This window comes from Streptomyces marokkonensis (assembly GCF_039539045.1).
Lineage (GTDB): Bacteria > Actinomycetota > Actinomycetes > Streptomycetales > Streptomycetaceae > Streptomyces > Streptomyces marokkonensis.
In genome coordinates this window covers 1-15,975 of record NZ_BAABCQ010000174.1, presented here as the reverse complement: position 1 = coordinate 15,975, position 15,975 = coordinate 1, and the positions used below count along the sequence as shown (strand labels likewise).

Annotated in this window: 19 protein-coding genes; 12 read left to right on the top strand and 7 right to left on the bottom strand. The window is 70.2% G+C overall.

The genetic code is table 11. From position 1 onward, the window contains the following. Positions 1-400 precede the first annotated feature (400 nt). Both ABEA26_RS30185 and ABEA26_RS30180 read left to right on the top strand, forming a co-directional pair. A complete protein-coding gene (locus tag ABEA26_RS30185) occupies positions 401-661 on the top strand; it encodes a DUF3099 domain-containing protein (protein ID WP_345596537.1) in 261 nt (86 codons plus the stop codon). 27 nt (positions 662-688) lie between these two features. Continuing rightward, positions 689-1,075 (top strand): VOC family protein, encoded by a 387-nt coding sequence (locus tag ABEA26_RS30180; RefSeq protein ID WP_345596536.1) that lies wholly within the window; start codon positions 689-691, stop codon positions 1,073-1,075. 9 nt (positions 1,076-1,084) lie between these two features. Here the strand turns inward: ABEA26_RS30180 and ABEA26_RS30175 are convergent, their stop codons facing one another. After that, complete coding sequence (locus ABEA26_RS30175) at positions 1,085-1,447, bottom strand: DsrE family protein (protein ID WP_345596535.1); 363 nt, start codon at positions 1,445-1,447, stop codon at positions 1,085-1,087. A 277-nt stretch (positions 1,448-1,724) separates the two neighbouring features. On the opposite strand from ABEA26_RS30175, the gene ABEA26_RS30170 reads away from it, so the two are divergent. The 3 genes from ABEA26_RS30170 to ygfZ are packed head-to-tail and all read left to right on the top strand — an operon-like array spanning position 1,725 to position 3,745. Next, positions 1,725-2,300, top strand: coding sequence for a heme-binding beta-barrel domain-containing protein (locus ABEA26_RS30170; RefSeq protein ID WP_345596534.1), 576 nt, complete (start codon positions 1,725-1,727; stop codon positions 2,298-2,300). Between the two features lie 32 nt (positions 2,301-2,332). Then, the gene (locus ABEA26_RS30165) at positions 2,333-2,770 is read left to right on the top strand and encodes a Fur family transcriptional regulator (protein ID WP_345596533.1); all 438 of its coding nucleotides are present in this window, start codon (positions 2,333-2,335) and stop codon (positions 2,768-2,770) included. Positions 2,771-2,779: 9 nt separating this feature from the next. Continuing rightward, positions 2,780-3,745, top strand: coding sequence for a CAF17-like 4Fe-4S cluster assembly/insertion protein YgfZ (gene ygfZ / locus ABEA26_RS30160; RefSeq protein WP_345596532.1), 966 nt, complete (start codon positions 2,780-2,782; stop codon positions 3,743-3,745). A 114-nt stretch (positions 3,746-3,859) separates the two neighbouring features. Here ygfZ and dtd read toward each other — a convergent pair whose 3' ends face one another. Next, positions 3,860-4,285, bottom strand: coding sequence for a D-aminoacyl-tRNA deacylase (gene dtd / locus ABEA26_RS30155; protein ID WP_345596531.1), 426 nt, complete (start codon positions 4,283-4,285; stop codon positions 3,860-3,862). 325 nt (positions 4,286-4,610) lie between these two features. On the opposite strand from dtd, the gene ABEA26_RS30150 reads away from it, so the two are divergent. Next, the gene (locus ABEA26_RS30150) at positions 4,611-5,231 is read left to right on the top strand and encodes an RsiG family protein (RefSeq protein ID WP_345596530.1); all 621 of its coding nucleotides are present in this window, start codon (positions 4,611-4,613) and stop codon (positions 5,229-5,231) included. Positions 5,232-5,295: 64 nt separating this feature from the next. On the opposite strand, the gene ABEA26_RS30145 is transcribed toward ABEA26_RS30150, so the two are convergent. Next, positions 5,296-5,436 (bottom strand): hypothetical protein, encoded by a 141-nt coding sequence (locus ABEA26_RS30145; RefSeq protein WP_345596539.1) that lies wholly within the window; start codon positions 5,434-5,436, stop codon positions 5,296-5,298. Between ABEA26_RS30145 and ABEA26_RS30140 the strand changes: the two genes are divergently transcribed. The 3 genes from ABEA26_RS30140 to ABEA26_RS30130 all read left to right on the top strand — a co-directional run bounded on the left by ABEA26_RS30140 (position 5,435) and on the right by ABEA26_RS30130 (position 9,264). Beyond that, on the top strand, positions 5,435-6,373 hold the full coding sequence (locus ABEA26_RS30140) for an asparaginase (RefSeq protein WP_345596538.1): 939 nt from the start codon (positions 5,435-5,437) through the stop codon (positions 6,371-6,373). The two genes, ABEA26_RS30145 and ABEA26_RS30140, sit on opposite strands and share 2 nt — an antisense overlap. Before the next feature lie 284 nt (positions 6,374-6,657). Further along, the gene (locus tag ABEA26_RS30135; RefSeq protein WP_345596529.1) at positions 6,658-7,914 is read left to right on the top strand and encodes a GNAT family N-acetyltransferase; all 1,257 of its coding nucleotides are present in this window, start codon (positions 6,658-6,660) and stop codon (positions 7,912-7,914) included. Between the two features lie 414 nt (positions 7,915-8,328). Next, the gene (locus ABEA26_RS30130) at positions 8,329-9,264 is read left to right on the top strand and encodes a FadR/GntR family transcriptional regulator (RefSeq protein ID WP_345596528.1); all 936 of its coding nucleotides are present in this window, start codon (positions 8,329-8,331) and stop codon (positions 9,262-9,264) included. Between the two features lie 11 nt (positions 9,265-9,275). Here ABEA26_RS30130 and ABEA26_RS30125 read toward each other — a convergent pair whose 3' ends face one another. Next, positions 9,276-9,464 carry a hypothetical protein gene (locus ABEA26_RS30125; RefSeq protein WP_345596527.1) on the bottom strand — a complete coding sequence of 63 codons (189 nt, stop codon included), beginning with the start codon at positions 9,462-9,464 and terminating at the stop codon, positions 9,276-9,278. A gap of 146 nt (positions 9,465-9,610) precedes the next feature. Between ABEA26_RS30125 and ABEA26_RS30120 the strand changes: the two genes are divergently transcribed. The 3 genes from ABEA26_RS30120 to ABEA26_RS30110 all read left to right on the top strand — a co-directional run bounded on the left by ABEA26_RS30120 (position 9,611) and on the right by ABEA26_RS30110 (position 12,581). Then, positions 9,611-10,486 (top strand): winged helix-turn-helix domain-containing protein, encoded by an 876-nt coding sequence (locus ABEA26_RS30120; protein ID WP_345596526.1) that lies wholly within the window; start codon positions 9,611-9,613, stop codon positions 10,484-10,486. Further along, complete coding sequence (locus ABEA26_RS30115) at positions 10,486-11,289, top strand: HAD family hydrolase (RefSeq protein WP_345596525.1); 804 nt, start codon at positions 10,486-10,488, stop codon at positions 11,287-11,289. The genes ABEA26_RS30120 and ABEA26_RS30115 overlap by 1 nt, the downstream gene beginning before the upstream one ends. 230 nt (positions 11,290-11,519) lie before the next feature. Continuing rightward, entirely contained in the window at positions 11,520-12,581 is a 1,062-nt protein-coding gene (locus tag ABEA26_RS30110; RefSeq protein ID WP_345596524.1) for a phosphotransferase family protein, read from the top strand. Positions 12,582-12,918: 337 nt separating this feature from the next. Here ABEA26_RS30110 and ABEA26_RS30105 read toward each other — a convergent pair whose 3' ends face one another. From ABEA26_RS30105 to ABEA26_RS30090, 3 genes are all read right to left on the bottom strand, one after another. After that, positions 12,919-13,794, bottom strand: a complete 876-nt coding sequence (locus ABEA26_RS30105) for a TniQ family protein (protein ID WP_345596523.1) — start codon at positions 13,792-13,794, stop codon at positions 12,919-12,921. Between the two features lie 3 nt (positions 13,795-13,797). Further along, positions 13,798-14,661 (bottom strand): AAA family ATPase, encoded by an 864-nt coding sequence (locus tag ABEA26_RS30100; protein WP_345596522.1) that lies wholly within the window; start codon positions 14,659-14,661, stop codon positions 13,798-13,800. Positions 14,662-15,035: 374 nt separating this feature from the next. Beyond that, positions 15,036-15,704 (bottom strand): class I SAM-dependent methyltransferase, encoded by a 669-nt coding sequence (locus ABEA26_RS30090; protein ID WP_328880793.1) that lies wholly within the window; start codon positions 15,702-15,704, stop codon positions 15,036-15,038. Positions 15,705-15,975: the final 271 nt, after the last annotated feature.

Here is a 15,975-nt window from a genome sequence, read left to right as displayed (position 1 = left end):
CGACCGGCAGGTCAGCGGACGCGTCCCGCGCATGGCGGCGGGAAAAGGCTCCGGCCCGGCCGCTCGTCGTCGTACCGGGACGTTCACAAAAGGCAGGCTCTTTGAGCCCGCAAACCTTTGGCACGGTAACAGCTCTTTTAGGTCATCACGGGTTCACGCCAGATTTCGGCGCAGGGGCCGTGGTATTCGGGATTGCGCCCAATTTGGGCGGGTCGCCGACATTTCAGGCGAGCGTTTTGCCGGGAAGATGATCATTGGTGCCACATCTTTGCGGTCACGCCTTTGCGAGTTGCAGCCGCGATGTCATTCACTTCGTTATGCCAAAGAGATCACCGGCAGGCCTCGGCGCACCGGGTGACGGGCCCACCCGAACGGTGCGATCGCGGCCTACTCTGGGCATATGTACACACGGCGGCGGCACGCCTACTTGGTCATGATGGGGACCTGTGTCGCGCTCTTCGTCCTGGCCTGGGGAGTCGTGCGCATCTGGTCGGTCCCGGCGGCCGTGGGCATGTGCGTGGTGGCCATGGTCATCCCGCCCCTGGCCGCGGTGGTCGCCAACCGCCGGGGCCCGGACGACCGCTGGTGGGACGACCCGTCGGGCGACGACCAGTCCGACGAGTGGTGGGACGAGCTGGACGGAAAGGAGCGCCCTCGCTAGGGCCGCGGGTCGGCAACGATGGGGGGTATGTCCCCGACGAAGCTGTCCACCGTCGTACTGGACGCGCACGACGCCCGCGAACTCGCCGGTTTCTACCTGCGGTTGCTGGGCTACGTGGTGCGCGCCGAGGAACCGCACTGGGTGCTCATCGGCCCGCCGCCCGGCAGCGCCGGCACCTCCCTGGCCTTCGAGACGGAGCCCGCGTACGTGCCGCCCGTCTGGCCGGACCGGAACCCGGGCGACCAGCAGATGATGCTGCACCTGGACATCGAGGTCGACGACCTGGCGGCGGAGGCCGAGCGGGCCGTGGCCGAGGGTGCCCGGCTCGCCGAGTACCAGCCCCAGAACGACGTACGCGTCCTGCTGGACCCGTCCGGGCACCCCTTCTGCCTGTGGACGCGGGCCTCTCGGTAGGGCAGGGACTCAGTAGACGAGCGCCTGTGTGTCGTCGGCGAGGGCCTCCTGCACGAAGACCTGCGCGCCCGCGATCCGCACCCCTTCGATGAGGTCCTTCTCGGTGAGGTCGCGGCGCGCCGCGCACTGGGTGCACAGGGTCACCCGGCCGCCCGCGAGGAGCGAGTCCAGCAGGTCGGGCAGCGGCGCGGCGTGCGGCAGCTCGAACTCGGCCGCGCGGCCCGGCACCGCGAACCAGGCGGACTCCCCGGTCAGCCACAGGGAGACGTCGACACCACTGGCCACGGCCACCGCCGCCACCGTGAACGCCTGCGAACACCGCTCGGGCGCGTCCGCGCCCGCCGTCACCTTGATCACGAGCTTCTTCGCCATGCCGGAAGCGTAGCCCGCGGCCGGCCGGGCGAGCCCGGACAGCGCACCTCGTACGGAGCGCCGGGCCCCGGCCGCGTAAGCTGGGGTCGGCCCTGTGCACGTAGCGCACGCAACGCACTCCGCATCACCGAGGAGCACCCCGTGGAGATCTTCTTCGAAGCACTGCTGGTCCTGGTCTGCGTCGGCGTCCTCGCCTTCGCCGGTCTGACCGTGAAGAAGCTGTACCAGGGCCAGCGCTGACCCCACCCACGCCCACGCCAGGAAGTACGTTCCGCTCATGATCGAGATCCCGTCCGACCTCCACAAGAGCCTCGTCCCCCTCGCCTTCCTCCTGGGCGACTGGGCGGGCGCGGGCGTGCACGACTTCCCCGGCGCCGAGAAGTGCAACTTCGGCCAGGAGGTCTCCTTCACCCACGACGGCCGGGACTTCCTGGAGTACCGGTCCCACACCTGGGTCCTCGACCAGGACGGGAACAAGGTCAGCCCCCTGGAGTCCGAGCACGGCTTCTGGCGCATCGACGCGAACCGCAGGGTCGAGGTCACGATGACCCGCGACGACGGCGTCATCGAGATCTGGTACGGCGAGCTGGCCGACCAGAAGCCGCAGATCGACCTGGTGACGGACGCGGTGGCCCGCACGGCCGCCTCGCGCCCCTACACCGGCGGCAAGCGGCTGTACGGCTACGTCAAGAGCGACCTGATGTGGGTCGGCGAGAAGCAGACCCCCGAGGTCGAGCTGCGCCCCTACATGTCGGCGCACCTGAAGAAGGTCGTCACCCCGGAGGACGTCGAGCGCTGGGCCAAGGCCCTGCCCGATGACATGCCCGACGACGGGATCGCCTTCTTCAAGTAGGCCCCGGTCCGGAAGGTCCTAGACTCGGGGTTGTGGTGAGCACCGACTGGAAGAGCGACCTCAGACAGCGTGGCTACCGGCTGACCCCGCAGCGGCAGCTGGTGCTCGAAGCCGTGGACACCCTCGAGCACGCGACCCCCGACGACATCCTCGGCGAAGTGAGGAAGACGGCGTCGGGGGTCAACATCTCCACCGTCTACCGCACGCTGGAGCTCCTGGAGGAGCTCGGGCTGGTCAGCCACGCCCACCTCGGGCACGGTGCGCCCACCTACCACCTGGCCGACCGGCACCACCACATCCACCTGGTCTGCCGGGACTGCACCAACGTGATCGAGGCCGATCTGTCGGTGGCCGCCGAGTTCACCGCCAAGCTGCGGGAACAGTTCGGTTTCGACACCGACCTGAAGCACTTCGCGATCTTCGGCCGGTGCAGGGACTGCTCCCCGAAGGGCTCAACTACCGAGTCGTAGGCTAGGGGTATGAAGAGCCCTCTGCTGTCCCTGCCCGGCGCCGTCCCCGCCGAGGGCGTGGACGAAGGCGTCGCCGCGCACTACGGCGACCTGTTCCGCGAGCAGCGTGCCCTCGCCGAAGGCACCGGTTTCGTCGACCTCTCCCACCGCGGTGTCGTCGCCGTCACGGGTGACGACCGGCTGAGCTGGCTGCACCTGCTGCTCACCCAGCACGTCAGCGACCTGCCGACCGGCCAGGCCACCGAGGCGCTGATCCTCTCCGCGAACGGCCACATCGAACACGCCCTGTACCTCGTCGACGACGGCACGACCGTCTGGGCCCACGTGGAGCCCGGCAGCCAGGAGGCGCTGATCGCCTACCTGGAGTCGATGAAGTTCTTCTACCGGGTCGAGGTCGCCGACCGCACCGCCGACACCGCGGTCGTGCACGTGCCGGCCGGCTCGATCACCGAGGTCCCCGAGGGCGTCGCCGTCCGGGAGACGCCGTACGGCCGTGATCTCTTCCTGCCGCGCGACGAGCTGGAGGCCTTCGCCGACCGCGCCGGTCCGCCCGCCGGGATCCTCGCGCACGAGGCGCTGCGCGTCGAGCACCACCGGCCCCGCCTCGGCTTCGAGACCGACCACCGGACCATCCCGCACGAGCTGGGCTGGATCGGCACGGCGGTCCACCTCCAGAAGGGCTGCTACCGGGGGCAGGAGACCGTCGCCCGGGTGCACAACCTCGGCAAGCCGCCGCGCCGCCTGGTCTTCCTGCACCTGGACGGCAGCGAGGTCCATCTGCCGCCGAACGGGGCCGAGGTGCGCCTCGCGGACGACGGCCCCGACGGCCGGAAGATCGGCTTCGTCACCACGTCCGTACGCCACCACGAACTGGGCCCGGTCGCCCTCGCCCTGGTGAAGCGGAACGTGCCGGTGGACGCCCGGCTGATGGCCGAGGACACGGCGGCGGCCCAGGAGACGGTCGTGGAGCCCTGAGAGCCCTGAGAGCCCGGAGAGCCCGGAGAGTCCGGAGTTCTGAGAGACCTGAGCCCCCGGGGGCCTGAGCCTCGGGGGTCAGGGCCCGGCAGTCCGGGGCTCGGGACCTGGGCGTCACACCTCGACGATCACCGTAAACGGACCGTCGTTCGTCAGCGACACCCGCATCCGCGCGCCGAAGCGGCCCGTCGCCACGGTCGCGCCCAGCGCGCGCAGCTGTGCGACGACCTCGTCGACGAGCGGCTCGGCGACGTCGCCGGGCGCGGCGGCGTTCCAGGTGGGGCGACGGCCCTTGCGGGCATCGCCGTAGAGAGTGAACTGGCTGATCACCAGGAGCGGTGCGCCGGTGTCGCTGCACGACTTCTCGTCGTGCAGCAGCCGCACCGACCAGAGCTTGCGGGCCAGCTGCGCCGCCTTCTCCCCGGTGTCGTCGTGGGTGACGCCGACCAGGACGCACAGGCCCTCGCCGTCGATCGCTCCCACGGTCTCGCCGTTCACGACGACGCTCGCGCCGTCCACCCTCTGTACCACCGCACGCATCCCGCCATGATGCCGTGCGCTCCCGGGTGCCGGCACGCGGGCCCGTACGGGGTGTCCTCCCGCTCCCTGACCGTTCCTGTGGACGCCGGCGGGGGGTCGGCCCGCGCAGCCGGCCATACGCACCGACCGGCCCGGACCATCGCAAGTCCGCAAGACGACGATCACACGATCGAGTTGATCCTCCTCGCGCACGCGCTCCCCGGCGAACAGCCGCGAACCCCCCATCTGGGGCTGATCGGGGCCGATCATGGGCACTCGGTCACATAGCGGCCACCTGGGGTGGCACGATGCTCCCAGAAGCCGGTCGAGGGGACGGTTGAGGCATATGAGCACACCGAGTACGGGGCAGCCGCTTGGCACTGTCGCGTTGACATATCCGGGGGGCCTGGAGGCGCCCCGGCCACCCGTGCAGCGGACGGACAGCCCGGAGCTGCCCGCGGATCCGCCGGGGCACGGACTGACCGGGCTGAGCCTGCCCGAGCTGCGCACCCTGCGCCGGGACGCGCAGCGCGAGGAGGCCGACCTGAGTTACGTGCGGCGGTTGCTGCAGGGCCGTATCGACATCCTGCGTGCGGAGCTGGCGCGGCGTCGGCCGACGTCCGTGGTGACCACCGCGGCGACGGGGCCCGTGGTCGAGCGGCTGTCGGAAATCCTGACCGACGGCCCGGCCCGGCAGCGCTCCTCCGCCCGCCATGTGACGCTCGGCACTCCGCGGAGCGAGGAGTGCCGGAGGCTGGCGGCGGAGACACTCGGCGAGGTGGAGCTGTCCGACCTGACGGCCCGCACCGACGCCGAGCTGACCGCCGGGACGGGGCGGCTCGTCCGCTACGAGCAACAGGTTTCCCGGCGGCGGCAGCGGCTCCAGCGCACGGCCGACGACTGCAGCGCGGAGATCGCGCGCCGGTACCGTGAGGGGGAAGCACAAGTCGACGACCTGCTCGTGTGACGCGTGGGGCGGCCTCCGGGCCGCCCTCCGGGGCCCGGCGATCCCGGGCAGTCGCCGCGGCGGGTCACCCGTCCGGAAGGCCACCGCCGATGCCCGCGCCGCAACCGCCGCAGCCTCGTTCGCCCCAGCCCCAGTCGTCCCAGCCCCAGCCGTCCGGGTCGCGGTCGTCGCGGCCCGCTTCCACGTCGGACCTCTCGTCCGTCATACCGCCCGTCCTCGCCGAGGTCGTCCGGTCCGGCTTCGTCGAGGGGCGGCACCGGGGCAGTCTGGTCGTGCTGGGCGCCGACGGGGCCGTGGAGCTGGCGCTGGGTGAGGTGACGGCGCCGGTCTTCCCGCGCTCCTCCAACAAGCCGATGCAGGCGGCGGGCGTTCTGCGGGCCGGCCTGGACCTCGCGGGGCAGCGGCTGGCGCTGGCCGCCGCGAGCCACTCGGGGGAGCCCTTCCACCGGGACCTGGTCCGCAAGATGCTGGACGAGTACGGCCTGGACCCGGCCCTGCTCCAGTGCCCGGCCGACCTGCCGCTGGACCCGGAAGAGCGGGAGACGTACCTGGCGTCGGGCGCGGCGCCCGACCGGATCACCATGAACTGCTCCGGCAAGCACACCGCGATGCTGGCCGTCTGCGCCCAGCGGGGCTGGCCCGTGGAAAGCTACCTCGACGCCGACCACCCGTTGCAGCGGATCATCCACAGGGTCGTGGAGGACGTGGCGGGCGAGCCGGTCGCCGCCGTCGGTACGGACGGGTGCGGGGCGCCGCTGATGGCGATCAGCCTCGTCGGGCTGGCCCGCGCCTTCCGCTCCTTCGTCCACGCCGAGGCCGGCAGCGCGGAGCGCCGCGTCGCCGACGCGATGCGCGCCCACCCCGAGTACGTCGCCGGCACCCGCCGCGCGGACACCTGGCTGATGCGCGAGGTGCCCGGCACCCTCTCCAAGATGGGCGCCGAGGCCGTCCAGGCCGTCGCGCTGCCGGACGGCCGCGCCCTGGCCTTCAAGATCGAGGACGGCGCGACGCGGGCCCTGAACCCTGTGCTGGCCCGAGCGCTGACGCTGCTGGGCGTGGAGGGACCCGTGGTCGGCCGCATCGGCCGTACCCCCCTGCTGGGCGGCGGGCGCGAGGTGGGGGAGATCCGGGCGGCCTTCTGAGGCGCGGGCAGCTCCCAGGCAGCTCCCACGGCCGCCTCTGGTCTCCCGTAGCGTCGGGGCCGGCAGAGGTCTCCACGGCGTGGGGGCAGGCAGGTCTTCACGGCGCGGGTGGCGGGCAGGTCTCCACGGGGCAGGGACGGCAGTCCGCCCGTGACGCCGGGGCAGGCAGCCCCCGCGGCGCGGGGTCGGGCAGCTCCCGTGCCGCAGGGACGGCAGTCCGCCCGTGACGCAGGCGCCGGCAAATCCGCGCGACGCCGGCCCGGCCGCCGACCTACCGTGAGCTCATGACCCGCCGCACCGACATCGACGTACGTCCCATCGACGAGGCCGAGTTCGCCGACTGGCACCGCGCCCTGAACACCGGGTTCCTGATGCCACCCGCGGTCGGCGCGGAACAGTTGGAGGCCCGCCGCAACCTCTTCGTCCCCGGCCGGTTGCTCGGCGCCTTCGACGGTGAGCGGTGCGTGGCGACCTACCGGTCCTTCGCACAGGAGATCACGGCCGTGGGCGGTGCCCCGGTGCCCGCCGACGCGGTCTCCAACGTCACCGTCACCGCGACCCACCGCCGCCGCGGCCTGCTCACCCGCATGACGGCGCAGGACCTCGCGGCGGCGAAGGACCGCGGGGACGTCGTCGCGACACTGATCGCGGCCGAGTACCCGATCTACGGCCGGTACGGCTTCGGCCCCGCCACCACCATGACGGAGTGGACGGTCGACGTGCCGCGCGCCGGTCTCGACCGACGCTGGGCGGCCCCGGAGGACGGCGGCCGGATCGACCTCGTGGACGGCGAGGACGTCCGCAAGCTCGGCCCCGAGCTGCACGAGCGGCTGCGCCGGGCCCAGCCGGGCGCGGTCAGCCGGGCCGAGCTGTGGTGGCAGACCCGTACCGGGGCCCTGAGCGTGTACGACACCCCGTGGAGCGAGCCCTTCTACGCCGTGTACCGCACGGCGGACGGCGAGGTCGAGGGCATGGCCTCGTACCGGGCCGACGACCACTGGGGCGACGCCAAGCAGCCGCTGAACACGGCGACCGTCGACTGGCTGCTGGCCGTGACCCCGGCAGCCGAGCGCGCCCTGTGGCACTACCTGTGCTCGATCGACTGGATCACGACGGTGAAGAGCGGCTGGCGGGCCCCCGACGATCTGCTCCCGCACCTCCTGCCGGACCCGCGCGCGGCGCGGATCACCACGCAGGCGGACTGGCTGTGGGTCCGGATCCTGGACGTCGTACGGGCGCTGGAGGCGCGGACGTACGAGGGGCGGGGTTCGCTGGTGCTGGAGGTCGTGGACCGGGGAGGGCTCACCGGCGGTCGGTGGCGGCTGGAGGCGGGAGCGGACGGGGCGTCCTGCACCCCCACCACCGAGAGCGCCCACCTCGTGCTCGACGTGGCCGAGCTGGCGACGCTGTGGCTGGGCGACGAGTCGGCCGTACGGCTGGCCGCGCTCGGCCGGGTCGGGGAAGTACGAGCGGGCGCCGCCCGTGTGGCCGACGCCCTGCTGCGTACGTCCAGGCGGCCTTGGTGCCCGGACATGTTCTGAGGTGACTCCCTTCTGCCGGTGACGGGTGGGTGTGCGCATCCGTAGCGCGTGCTCTTCAGTTGTGGTTGGTGCTTGCCGTGCGTGGTGCTGACTGACCGTCCGGGCTCCCGGCTCCCCTCCGGAAGGGGGCCCGGACAGCAGTACGTCGGTTCAGCCGGACTGGGTGAGCAGCGTGACGAGGATCACCGCGCCCACACCGCCGATCATGGTGTTCTTCGCCTTGATGCCGATGGACAGCGCGACGAGGGCGATGAGCGGCATGGTGGTCCTCCTGTCACCGCGGTGGCCAACCCACAAGAGGTACGACCACGTCGCTCAAGTTGGCAGCCAACTTCACTGTACTTATCTCCGCTTGGAAGCGGCTCATAACCACCTTCGCGTGAACTGCCCAAAGATGGCGAGAAGTTGTAGTGTTTGGTCGTGGAGCAGGAACATGCCCCCGTCAACGGGCGGAAGAGGCCGCAGCGGCCACGGAGAACACATCGTGAGGTGGCCGACGAGCTGCGCGCCCGCATCCGGACCGGCCGGCTGCAGCCGGGTCAGCGCATGCCCACGCAGGCGCAGTTGGCCGAGGAGTTCGAGGTGGAGCGCGGCGCCGTCCGCCAGGCCCTGCGCATCCTGCAGTCGGAGCGGCTGCTCACCAACGTGTCCAAGGGGAGCCCCGCGACCGTCGCGCCCGACCTCCTCACCGCTCTGACCGGACCCGGAGCGCCGCCGATGCCGACCACGGTCTCCCTCGCTCCCCGGATCGCCGAGGCCTTCGCCGCCCCGCACGTCGAGATCGACGCCCTGTGCCTGACCTCGGTCTCCCTCACCCTCGCCATCGGCGAATCGCTGCGGCAGGTCCACGAGGGGCGACGGAAACCGGCCAAGATCGACGTCCGGGTCCTGCTGCCGAGCCGCCACATCGACCTGGCCTTCCCGGTGGCGGTGGCCGGCCGCGGGGCCGGCGGTGAAGCCGGTCGGCGGGCCGATGACCCCGTGCACGAGCGGTGGCTGGCCATGCGCAACGCCCAGGGCCGGGTGCTCCGGCACAACCTGTTGAGTCTGCGGGCCACGCACGGCATCGACGTGCGCGTCTCCTTCCGCGCGCTCCCCTTCACGCCGCCGGTGAAGCTGTACGTGCTCAACGGCACGGAGGCCCTCTTCGCGTACTACACCCTCGGCCGCCGCGAACAGGAGATCGATCACGAGCCGACGGAGATGTACGACGCGGAGGGCATCCGCTCGACGCTGTTCGCCTTCGGGCAGGGCGGTGGCCTGCGCGACGGGGTGTTCGTGAAGCAGTCACGGCTGTGGTTCGACGCACTGTGGGAGACGATCAGCTCGGAGCTGCTGCTCACCGCCTGATCATCTCCCGGTCACAGTGCCGGGCCCGCGACCAGGAGGGCCAGCACCACCGCTCCGGCGGAGCTGACGGACGGGCTCTTGGCCTTGACGCCCACGGTGAGCAGGAGCAGGCCGACGAGGCCGGTGGCGCCGTACTTCCACTGGACGAACTGCTCGAAGACGACGACGAGGACCGCGGAGACGAAAGCGAGGCCGGGCATGGTCTTACCCCCTTCGGAAGTCTGGGAAGAAACCTCCGCCAACTGGACCAAGTTGGCAACCAACTCTGCCTAGGTTGTCCCCACTTGGCTACTACCTATAAACAAGTTTCAAACAACTCCCCGTAGGTAGGTCGAAGTTGTAGCGTTTGGTCGTGACTCAGGAGAACGTGTCCGTGAACGGCGGCAGAAGACTCTCGTCCCAGGAGATCGCCGACATCCTGCGGGAGCGGATCCGCGGGGGAGACCTCAAGGCGGGCGACCGCCTGCCCACCCAGGCCGAGCTGGCCGACGAGTTCAATGTGGAGCGCGGCACCGTCCGCCAGGCCCTGCGGGCCCTCCAGGAGGACGGCCTGCTCACCAACGTCAGCAAGGGCAGCCCACCCCGCATCGCCGAGCCCGCCACGCCCCGGGACGAGCCGCAGCCGACGATGGTGGCGCTCGGGCCGCGGCTGTCGGAGGCGTTCTCGGCACCGCGGGTGCGGGTCGACGTCGTGTGCCACACCTCGGAGACGCTGATGCTGGCCCTCAGCGAGCCGCTCCGCCTGATCCACGAGGGGCGCATCCGTCCGGAGTCCATCGACTTCCGCGTCCTGATGCCGTCGAGGAACATCGAACTCGCCTTCCCCGTCCTGGTCGAGGACGAGGAGGACGACCCGGTCCACCAGCGCTGGCTCCAGATGCGCAACGCCCAGGCCCGGGTGCTCCAGCACAACCTGCACGCCGTACGGTCCACCCACCGCGTCGACGTGCACATCGCCTTCCGCGCGCTGCCCTTCACCCCGCCGACGAAGCTCTACCTGCTCAACGGCGAGGAGGTCCTCTTCGGCTACTACATGCTCACCCGGCGCGAGGAGGAGTACGAGAGCCGGACGCTGGAGATGTACGACGCCCTCGGCTCCCAGTCGCTGCTGTTCTCCTTCCTCAAGCGGGCGGGCCACCGGGACGCGGTGTTCGTGGAGGAATCGCAGAAGTGGTTCGACGCCCTCTGGGAAACCATCACGTCGGACATGACACTCTCCTAGTGACTTCTGATACGACGCGGACCGGGCCGGTGGCGGCGGACACGGAGGAGGCGGACACGGAGAAGGCGGACACGGAGGGGCCGACGCGGCTGCTCGACGACGCCCGGTTCGTGCTCTGGGACTTCGACGGGCCGGTCTGCCGCCTGTTCGCCGGGCACAGCGCGGAACGGGTGGCGGCCGACCTCGTCGACTGGCTGGAGCGGCGCGGACTGCGCGGACTGCTGACGGAGACGGAGCGGGAGTCCCCGGACCCCCACGCGGTGCTGCGCGCCGTCGACCGCCGGCACCCCCGCAGCGACCTGGTCGAAGAGCTGGAGGAGCGGCTCACCCAGGAGGAGCTTCGGGCGACCGCGTCCGCCATGCCGACCGCGTACGCCGACCCGCTGATCCGGACCTGGGCGGCCCTGGGGGTGGGGCTGGCCGTCGCCACGAACAACTCGCCCCGCGTCGTACGCGCCTACCTGGCCGGCCGGAGTCTGCTGCCGTGCTTCACCCCGCACATCTACGGCCGTACCCAGGAGCTCCGGCTGCTGAAGCCCGACCCGCACACTCTCGTCCGCGCCCTCAGCGCGATGGGGGCCGCTCCGTCCGCCTCGCTGTTCATCGGCGACTCCCCCTCCGACTGCCAGGCGGCCCGGCGCGCCCGGGTCCCCTTCCTCGGCTACGCACGCGACGACCGCAAGGCGAAGCTCCTCAGGGACGCGGGCGCCGACACCGTCGTCGACTCCTTCGAACCGCTGGTACGCCTGCTGCGCAACGGCAGGAACGGCAGGAACGGCAGGAACGGCAGGAACGGCAGGTAGGAGGAGGAAGCACGGGCGGCAGACAGGGGGACAGGGGGGGGGCGCCGTCCGGGTGTGCGCCGGTTCGCCCAGGACGGGGACCGGGGCGTCCGGGGGCCGGTTGCTCCGCGCGTGCTCGAGTGCCGTGGAGTAACGTGCATCCCCCTTACCCCATTGGCACCACCCGGATGGGCAGAACGCACAGAATGACGCCCCAACCGGCCTCGCCCGTCAGGCAGCGAGCCGAAGCGATGAGTGGCGGTTCGACCCTGGTCGAGGGCCCGCTCAAGGGCTACCACCACGAGACGTACGTACTGTCGCCGCCAGGGGGGCCGGGGCCCGTCAAACTGCGTGAGCCGCGTTCCACGAGCCTGTGGTTCGACCGCAGGTGCTTCCAGTCGGAGGAGGAACTGCTCCGGGGGCTCAAGGGGCGCGTCGACCGGGTACCCGACGTCGTCGACGTCGCGGGCATGGGGCTGCAGACGTTCATCGAGGGCCGGACCCTCGGCGCGCAGCGTTGGCGGTGGGGCCGGCGGCTGCCCGACGCGGTGTTCGAGCAGATCATCACCCTGTTCCGCCAGATGGTGCCGATCACGGCGGAGACACTGCACGTGGAGCGTCGCTGCTCACCCCGGGACGCCCCGGAGGACGGAGACACCGACGGGTTCCTGAAACGCCTCGTCGTCTTCATCGGGGAACAGGTCTACGAGGCCAATCGGGCCGAATACGGTGAGCTCTTCGAGGAACTGGGCGTGGGCGACGAGTCGCTCGTCCGTCTGGAGAAGAGCGTGTCCGGGCTCACCGGCCGACCGTTCTGCCTGCTCCACGCGGACCTGCACCGCGAGAACTTCGTCCTCGACCCGCGAGGGGGGCTGTGGACCATCGACTGGGAGCTGGCGATGGTCGGGGATCCGCTCTACGACCTGGCCACCCATCTCTACCTGATGCGGTACCCGGCCGATCAGGAAGCCCGCATGATCCGGGAGTGGTGCGGGGTGGTGGAGGCCATCCGCCCCGGCAGTTCCCGTGAGTGGAAGCGCGACCTGCGGTTGATCACCGATTTCAAGCGGGCGCAGTCCGTCTACACGGACGTCGTCCGGGCGGCGATGTCACTGCGCCACGAATCAGGGTTCCGCTGGGCGGCTCTTCCGCGGGTGGCGGGGAAACTGCACGACGTCCTGAGCGCCGCCGCCGTGCCGCTCGGCCTGGGGGACGTGCCGGGCCGCCGGGAGATCATGACCGCGCTGGCCCACCGGCAACGAGATCTCACCGGCCTTCCGCCCGGAAAACCCTCTGGACCCGCACAGCGCTAGCGTCCCGGGGCGCGGCCCGGAGGTACGGGGCCCGGCCCTGGCCGTCCGGCCCCGGTGGTCCGGTCCCGCCCCGAGCCTCGCCGTCGGCCTCTTCGTGGAGAAGGGATTCGACGCCGTGTCCGTCGCGGAGGTGGCCGCCGTGGCTGCGGCCGCCAATGTCCGTTCCCAGGAGATCTGAATCGATGAGGTGTCTCTGAGCTGGGTCTTGTCAGTTCTGCTGGGACGGTTCCGAAGCAGGGCGGCCCACTGGATCTGAACGGTAGTGGGCCTGATTGCGGGGACAGAAGGGGTGGTCCCATTTGTTCTGCCGGATGGTGGGGCTGTGACCTGGAGTCTTTCAGTTCACGTGGGACTGGATCTTTCCGCGGAGGGTGGGGACGTTCAGCCGCTGCTCGGCCTCTGTGTAGACGGCGTTGATGGTGCGCCGGTGCTGGCTGAGGTTCGCCCATCGGCGAGGCGCCCGAAGGGCCCGCCAAGCAGGATCGGCCACCATGCCCAGCAGCGTGACGAACTCTGGATAGGTGGCGATGTACTCCCGCTCGTCGACGCGTCGCCTGATGATGTTCCCGTAGATGGCTTCCTTGGGAGGGAGCTGGGCGAGGCGGTCACTCCAGCGTGAGAGCAGATGAGGCTGGTTCTTGTTCAGGAGCCAGGAGCGGACCAAGTGCTGTGCTTCCTTCGTCGCTGCCTCCAGGGTGTCGGGGAAACGGCGGGCGATCCGTCGGTGTCGGTGCTCAGCGGTAACGAGCTCTGGCAGGTGGCCGACGCGGTAGTGACGGTTGCCGTCCACCCAGATGCCGTGTCTGCGGCAGAGCTGGAGATCGGCAGGGCGATGGGCGAGAACGGGCCTGGTGATCCCGCGGCGATGCATGCAGTGTGAGCAGGCGACGTAGAGACGCCGGCGGTAGCGGACTACGTCACCTGCGGTGCGCGCCTCAACCCGGGCGATCGCCGGTAGCAGCATCCGGAGCGTCTCAGGCGTAAGACCCGTCATGATGGCCAGTCGTGGCAGAACCATCGGAGTCCAGCGCCATAGCGTGTCCGTCCGCTGGCCGACCTGCGCGTTTTTGAACGGTGTCAGAGTTTTCGCCAGTTGGCCCGCCGTCACTTGGTTGGCGGCTTCGAGGCGGTGCAGATACCAGCCGAAGACCTCTCCGTGGACTGGTGGCAGAGGAAGCGGCAGGAGCCGGACCGGGGCTTCCCAGGGCTCCATCGCTCAGGCCGCCCTCGGTTTGCGGGCGCGCTTGGCGCGGCGGTGATCAGGGTGAGGCTGCTGGACGGCGTGGTCGAGCTCAATCGCGTCGAGCATGCGCTTGGTGATCTTTTCTGCGCCCGTGTCGATGGCGTCGACCGCGGCTTCTCGGACGAGCTGGGAAAGGCTGCCGATCAGTCCGCCGGTGCGTTCGTGCAGGTAATCGGTCATGGCGACCAAGGTGCCGGGACGATGGGCGTGTAGTCGCAGGGAGTCTTCCATGGTCGCCACCAGGGCCTGCCAGTGCTCCTTGTCCGCGCGGTTCTTGTGGCCGAAGGGCCGGGAGGGGATGACCGTGTAGCGGCCGGCGATCTGCTGCCCGCGGGTGCCCTGGAACAGGCTGCTGGTCTCGATGTCGAGACCAGCAAGCACGAAGGTGGCCGCGATCCGTTCCGAGAGGTACTTCAACTGGTCGGACGCCTCGGCTCCGTTGCGGGTCGTCAGGTCGAGGTTGTGGATCTCGTCGACCAGGACGAGCGTGGTGCCGAGCTTGCTGAGCAGGACACAGACGGCGTTGGTGATCTGGACCTGGCTCATGCGGTGCTCCAGCGGGATGCCGAGGAACCGGGCGAACTCGCCTGCGAGCATCTTCGGGGTAGCCGCCGGGGGAACGGTGACGAAGACGACCGGTAGTCCGCCGATAGCAGCAGGGTTGCGGCGCCGGGTGGTCTGTTCGACGTTCTTACCCAGCTGGGTGATCGCTGTTGTCTTACCGGTTCCGGCCGAACCGGACACGATCAGGCCGCGCCGGGCGGAGACCTGGTGCCGGTTGAGCACGATGCGCTTGCGGCCGGTGGTGACGACGCCACGGATCGTGGGAGTGTTCACGATGACGGACCCGCTCCAGCCAGGACTCGAACCCTACGTGCCCGCCGGTCGTCGACGACCAGTACAACCCAGGGAAGTGCCGCTGCCCGCGATACGACGGGAAGCCGCGAACCGGCCGCCCCGCTTCGAACGGCACCCAGACCGCGTCCGTCAATGGCAGCCGATGTTCACCCTCGTCGTCCCGCCAGCCGACCTCGAAGCCGTGTAATTCTGACGGCCTCGTCCCCTCCAGCACACCCAGCCCCATGTATGCCACTCTGCAGACCCGCAGGGACTGAGCAGATGAAATGGGACTAATTCGCTCTATTGGGTGATTGCGGGCGCCAGGTCATGAGTCCCGCACGAGCCCCTGTGCTGCATCCGGCGCCTGATCCTCAGGCGGGGCGCTCGGCCATGACGACCAAGCCCGGCCCGCTGAACTCATCTGCCGGGAGTCGGAGTTCGGCGACGGGGCGCAGTCCAGCCTGCTCGATCAAGCCGACGAACTGTTCCGGCCGCCATTTGTGCGTCGTCCAGCGGACGGACACACCTCCGTAGGCCTCCGTGCGCACCGCGTCCTCGTCGCCGACGTGCGTTCCGGTGATGAAGTGTCCGCCCGGCTTCAGGGCCCGCGCGAACAGGGTGAGGACCTGAGGAAGGACGTCGCGCGGGAGGTTGAACAGTGACCACCATCCGAGTACGCCGCCGAGGGACGCCTCTTCGAGGCTGAGGTCGGTGGCGGAGGCGACGCTAAAGCGGCAGTGGGGATACAGGCGGCGGGCGTTCTCGATCATGCCGGGCGAGAGATCGACTCCGGACACGTCGAGTCCGCGTTCGGCGAGGTAGGCGGTCACCGTTCCGGGCCCACAGCCGACGTCGAGGACAGGCCCGAGTTCGCCCACGGTGTCGGCGAAAGCGTCGATCGATGCCTTGAGCCAGGGATGGCGACGGATGTCGCCCATTCCCGTCGTCGCCACCATCTCCGCGTAGTTGTCGGCCACCCGGTCATAGGACTCACGGACCACGTCGAGATCGGCCGGTCGGTCAATTTGGTGTGCACGCATCAGCCAACAGTAGGGCGACGAGTTCGCTGGTGTAGGAGGTTAAAACAACTCGGTTGGGGAGGCAGGGCGCCGCTGTGTCGCGGCCGAACGTCGCGGGCAGTGGCCCGGCTGGAGCAGCTTGCTGCGCAGGTCTCCCGGGACTCGTTCACTTCACATCGCAGACCCGGCGGGAAATCGCAGATACACCGGGAACGGACAGCCAAGTACCCACAAAAAAGTGGGTGTGGGCGGGGAGGCGCACTATTGCAAGCGGGCGCTTGCAATAGTTAGC

Bases quoted from the DNA above. Each gene is read 5' to 3' on its own strand.
- ABEA26_RS30145 (WP_345596539.1), bottom strand. From the start codon at position 5,436: ATGACGGACGAGAGGTCCGACGTGGAAGCGGGCCGCGACGACCGCGAC.
- ygfZ (WP_345596532.1), top strand. From the start codon at position 2,780: ATGAAGAGCCCTCTGCTGTCCCTGCCCGGCGCCGTCCCCGCCGAGGGC.
- ABEA26_RS30150 (WP_345596530.1), top strand. From the start codon at position 4,611: ATGAGCACACCGAGTACGGGGCAGCCGCTTGGCACTGTCGCGTTGACA.
- ABEA26_RS30090 (WP_328880793.1), bottom strand. From the start codon at position 15,704: ATGCGTGCACACCAAATTGACCGACCGGCCGATCTCGACGTGGTCCGT.
- dtd (WP_345596531.1), bottom strand. From the start codon at position 4,285: ATGCGTGCGGTGGTACAGAGGGTGGACGGCGCGAGCGTCGTCGTGAAC.
- ABEA26_RS30125 (WP_345596527.1), bottom strand. From the start codon at position 9,464: ATGCCCGGCCTCGCTTTCGTCTCCGCGGTCCTCGTCGTCGTCTTCGAG.
- ABEA26_RS30170 (WP_345596534.1), top strand. From the start codon at position 1,725: ATGATCGAGATCCCGTCCGACCTCCACAAGAGCCTCGTCCCCCTCGCC.
- ABEA26_RS30175 (WP_345596535.1), bottom strand. From the start codon at position 1,447: ATGGCGAAGAAGCTCGTGATCAAGGTGACGGCGGGCGCGGACGCGCCC.
- ABEA26_RS30180 (WP_345596536.1), top strand. From the start codon at position 689: ATGTCCCCGACGAAGCTGTCCACCGTCGTACTGGACGCGCACGACGCC.
- ABEA26_RS30105 (WP_345596523.1), bottom strand. From the start codon at position 13,794: ATGGAGCCCTGGGAAGCCCCGGTCCGGCTCCTGCCGCTTCCTCTGCCA.
- ABEA26_RS30110 (WP_345596524.1), top strand. From the start codon at position 11,520: ATGAGTGGCGGTTCGACCCTGGTCGAGGGCCCGCTCAAGGGCTACCAC.
- ABEA26_RS30135 (WP_345596529.1), top strand. From the start codon at position 6,658: ATGACCCGCCGCACCGACATCGACGTACGTCCCATCGACGAGGCCGAG.
- ABEA26_RS30185 (WP_345596537.1), top strand. From the start codon at position 401: ATGTACACACGGCGGCGGCACGCCTACTTGGTCATGATGGGGACCTGT.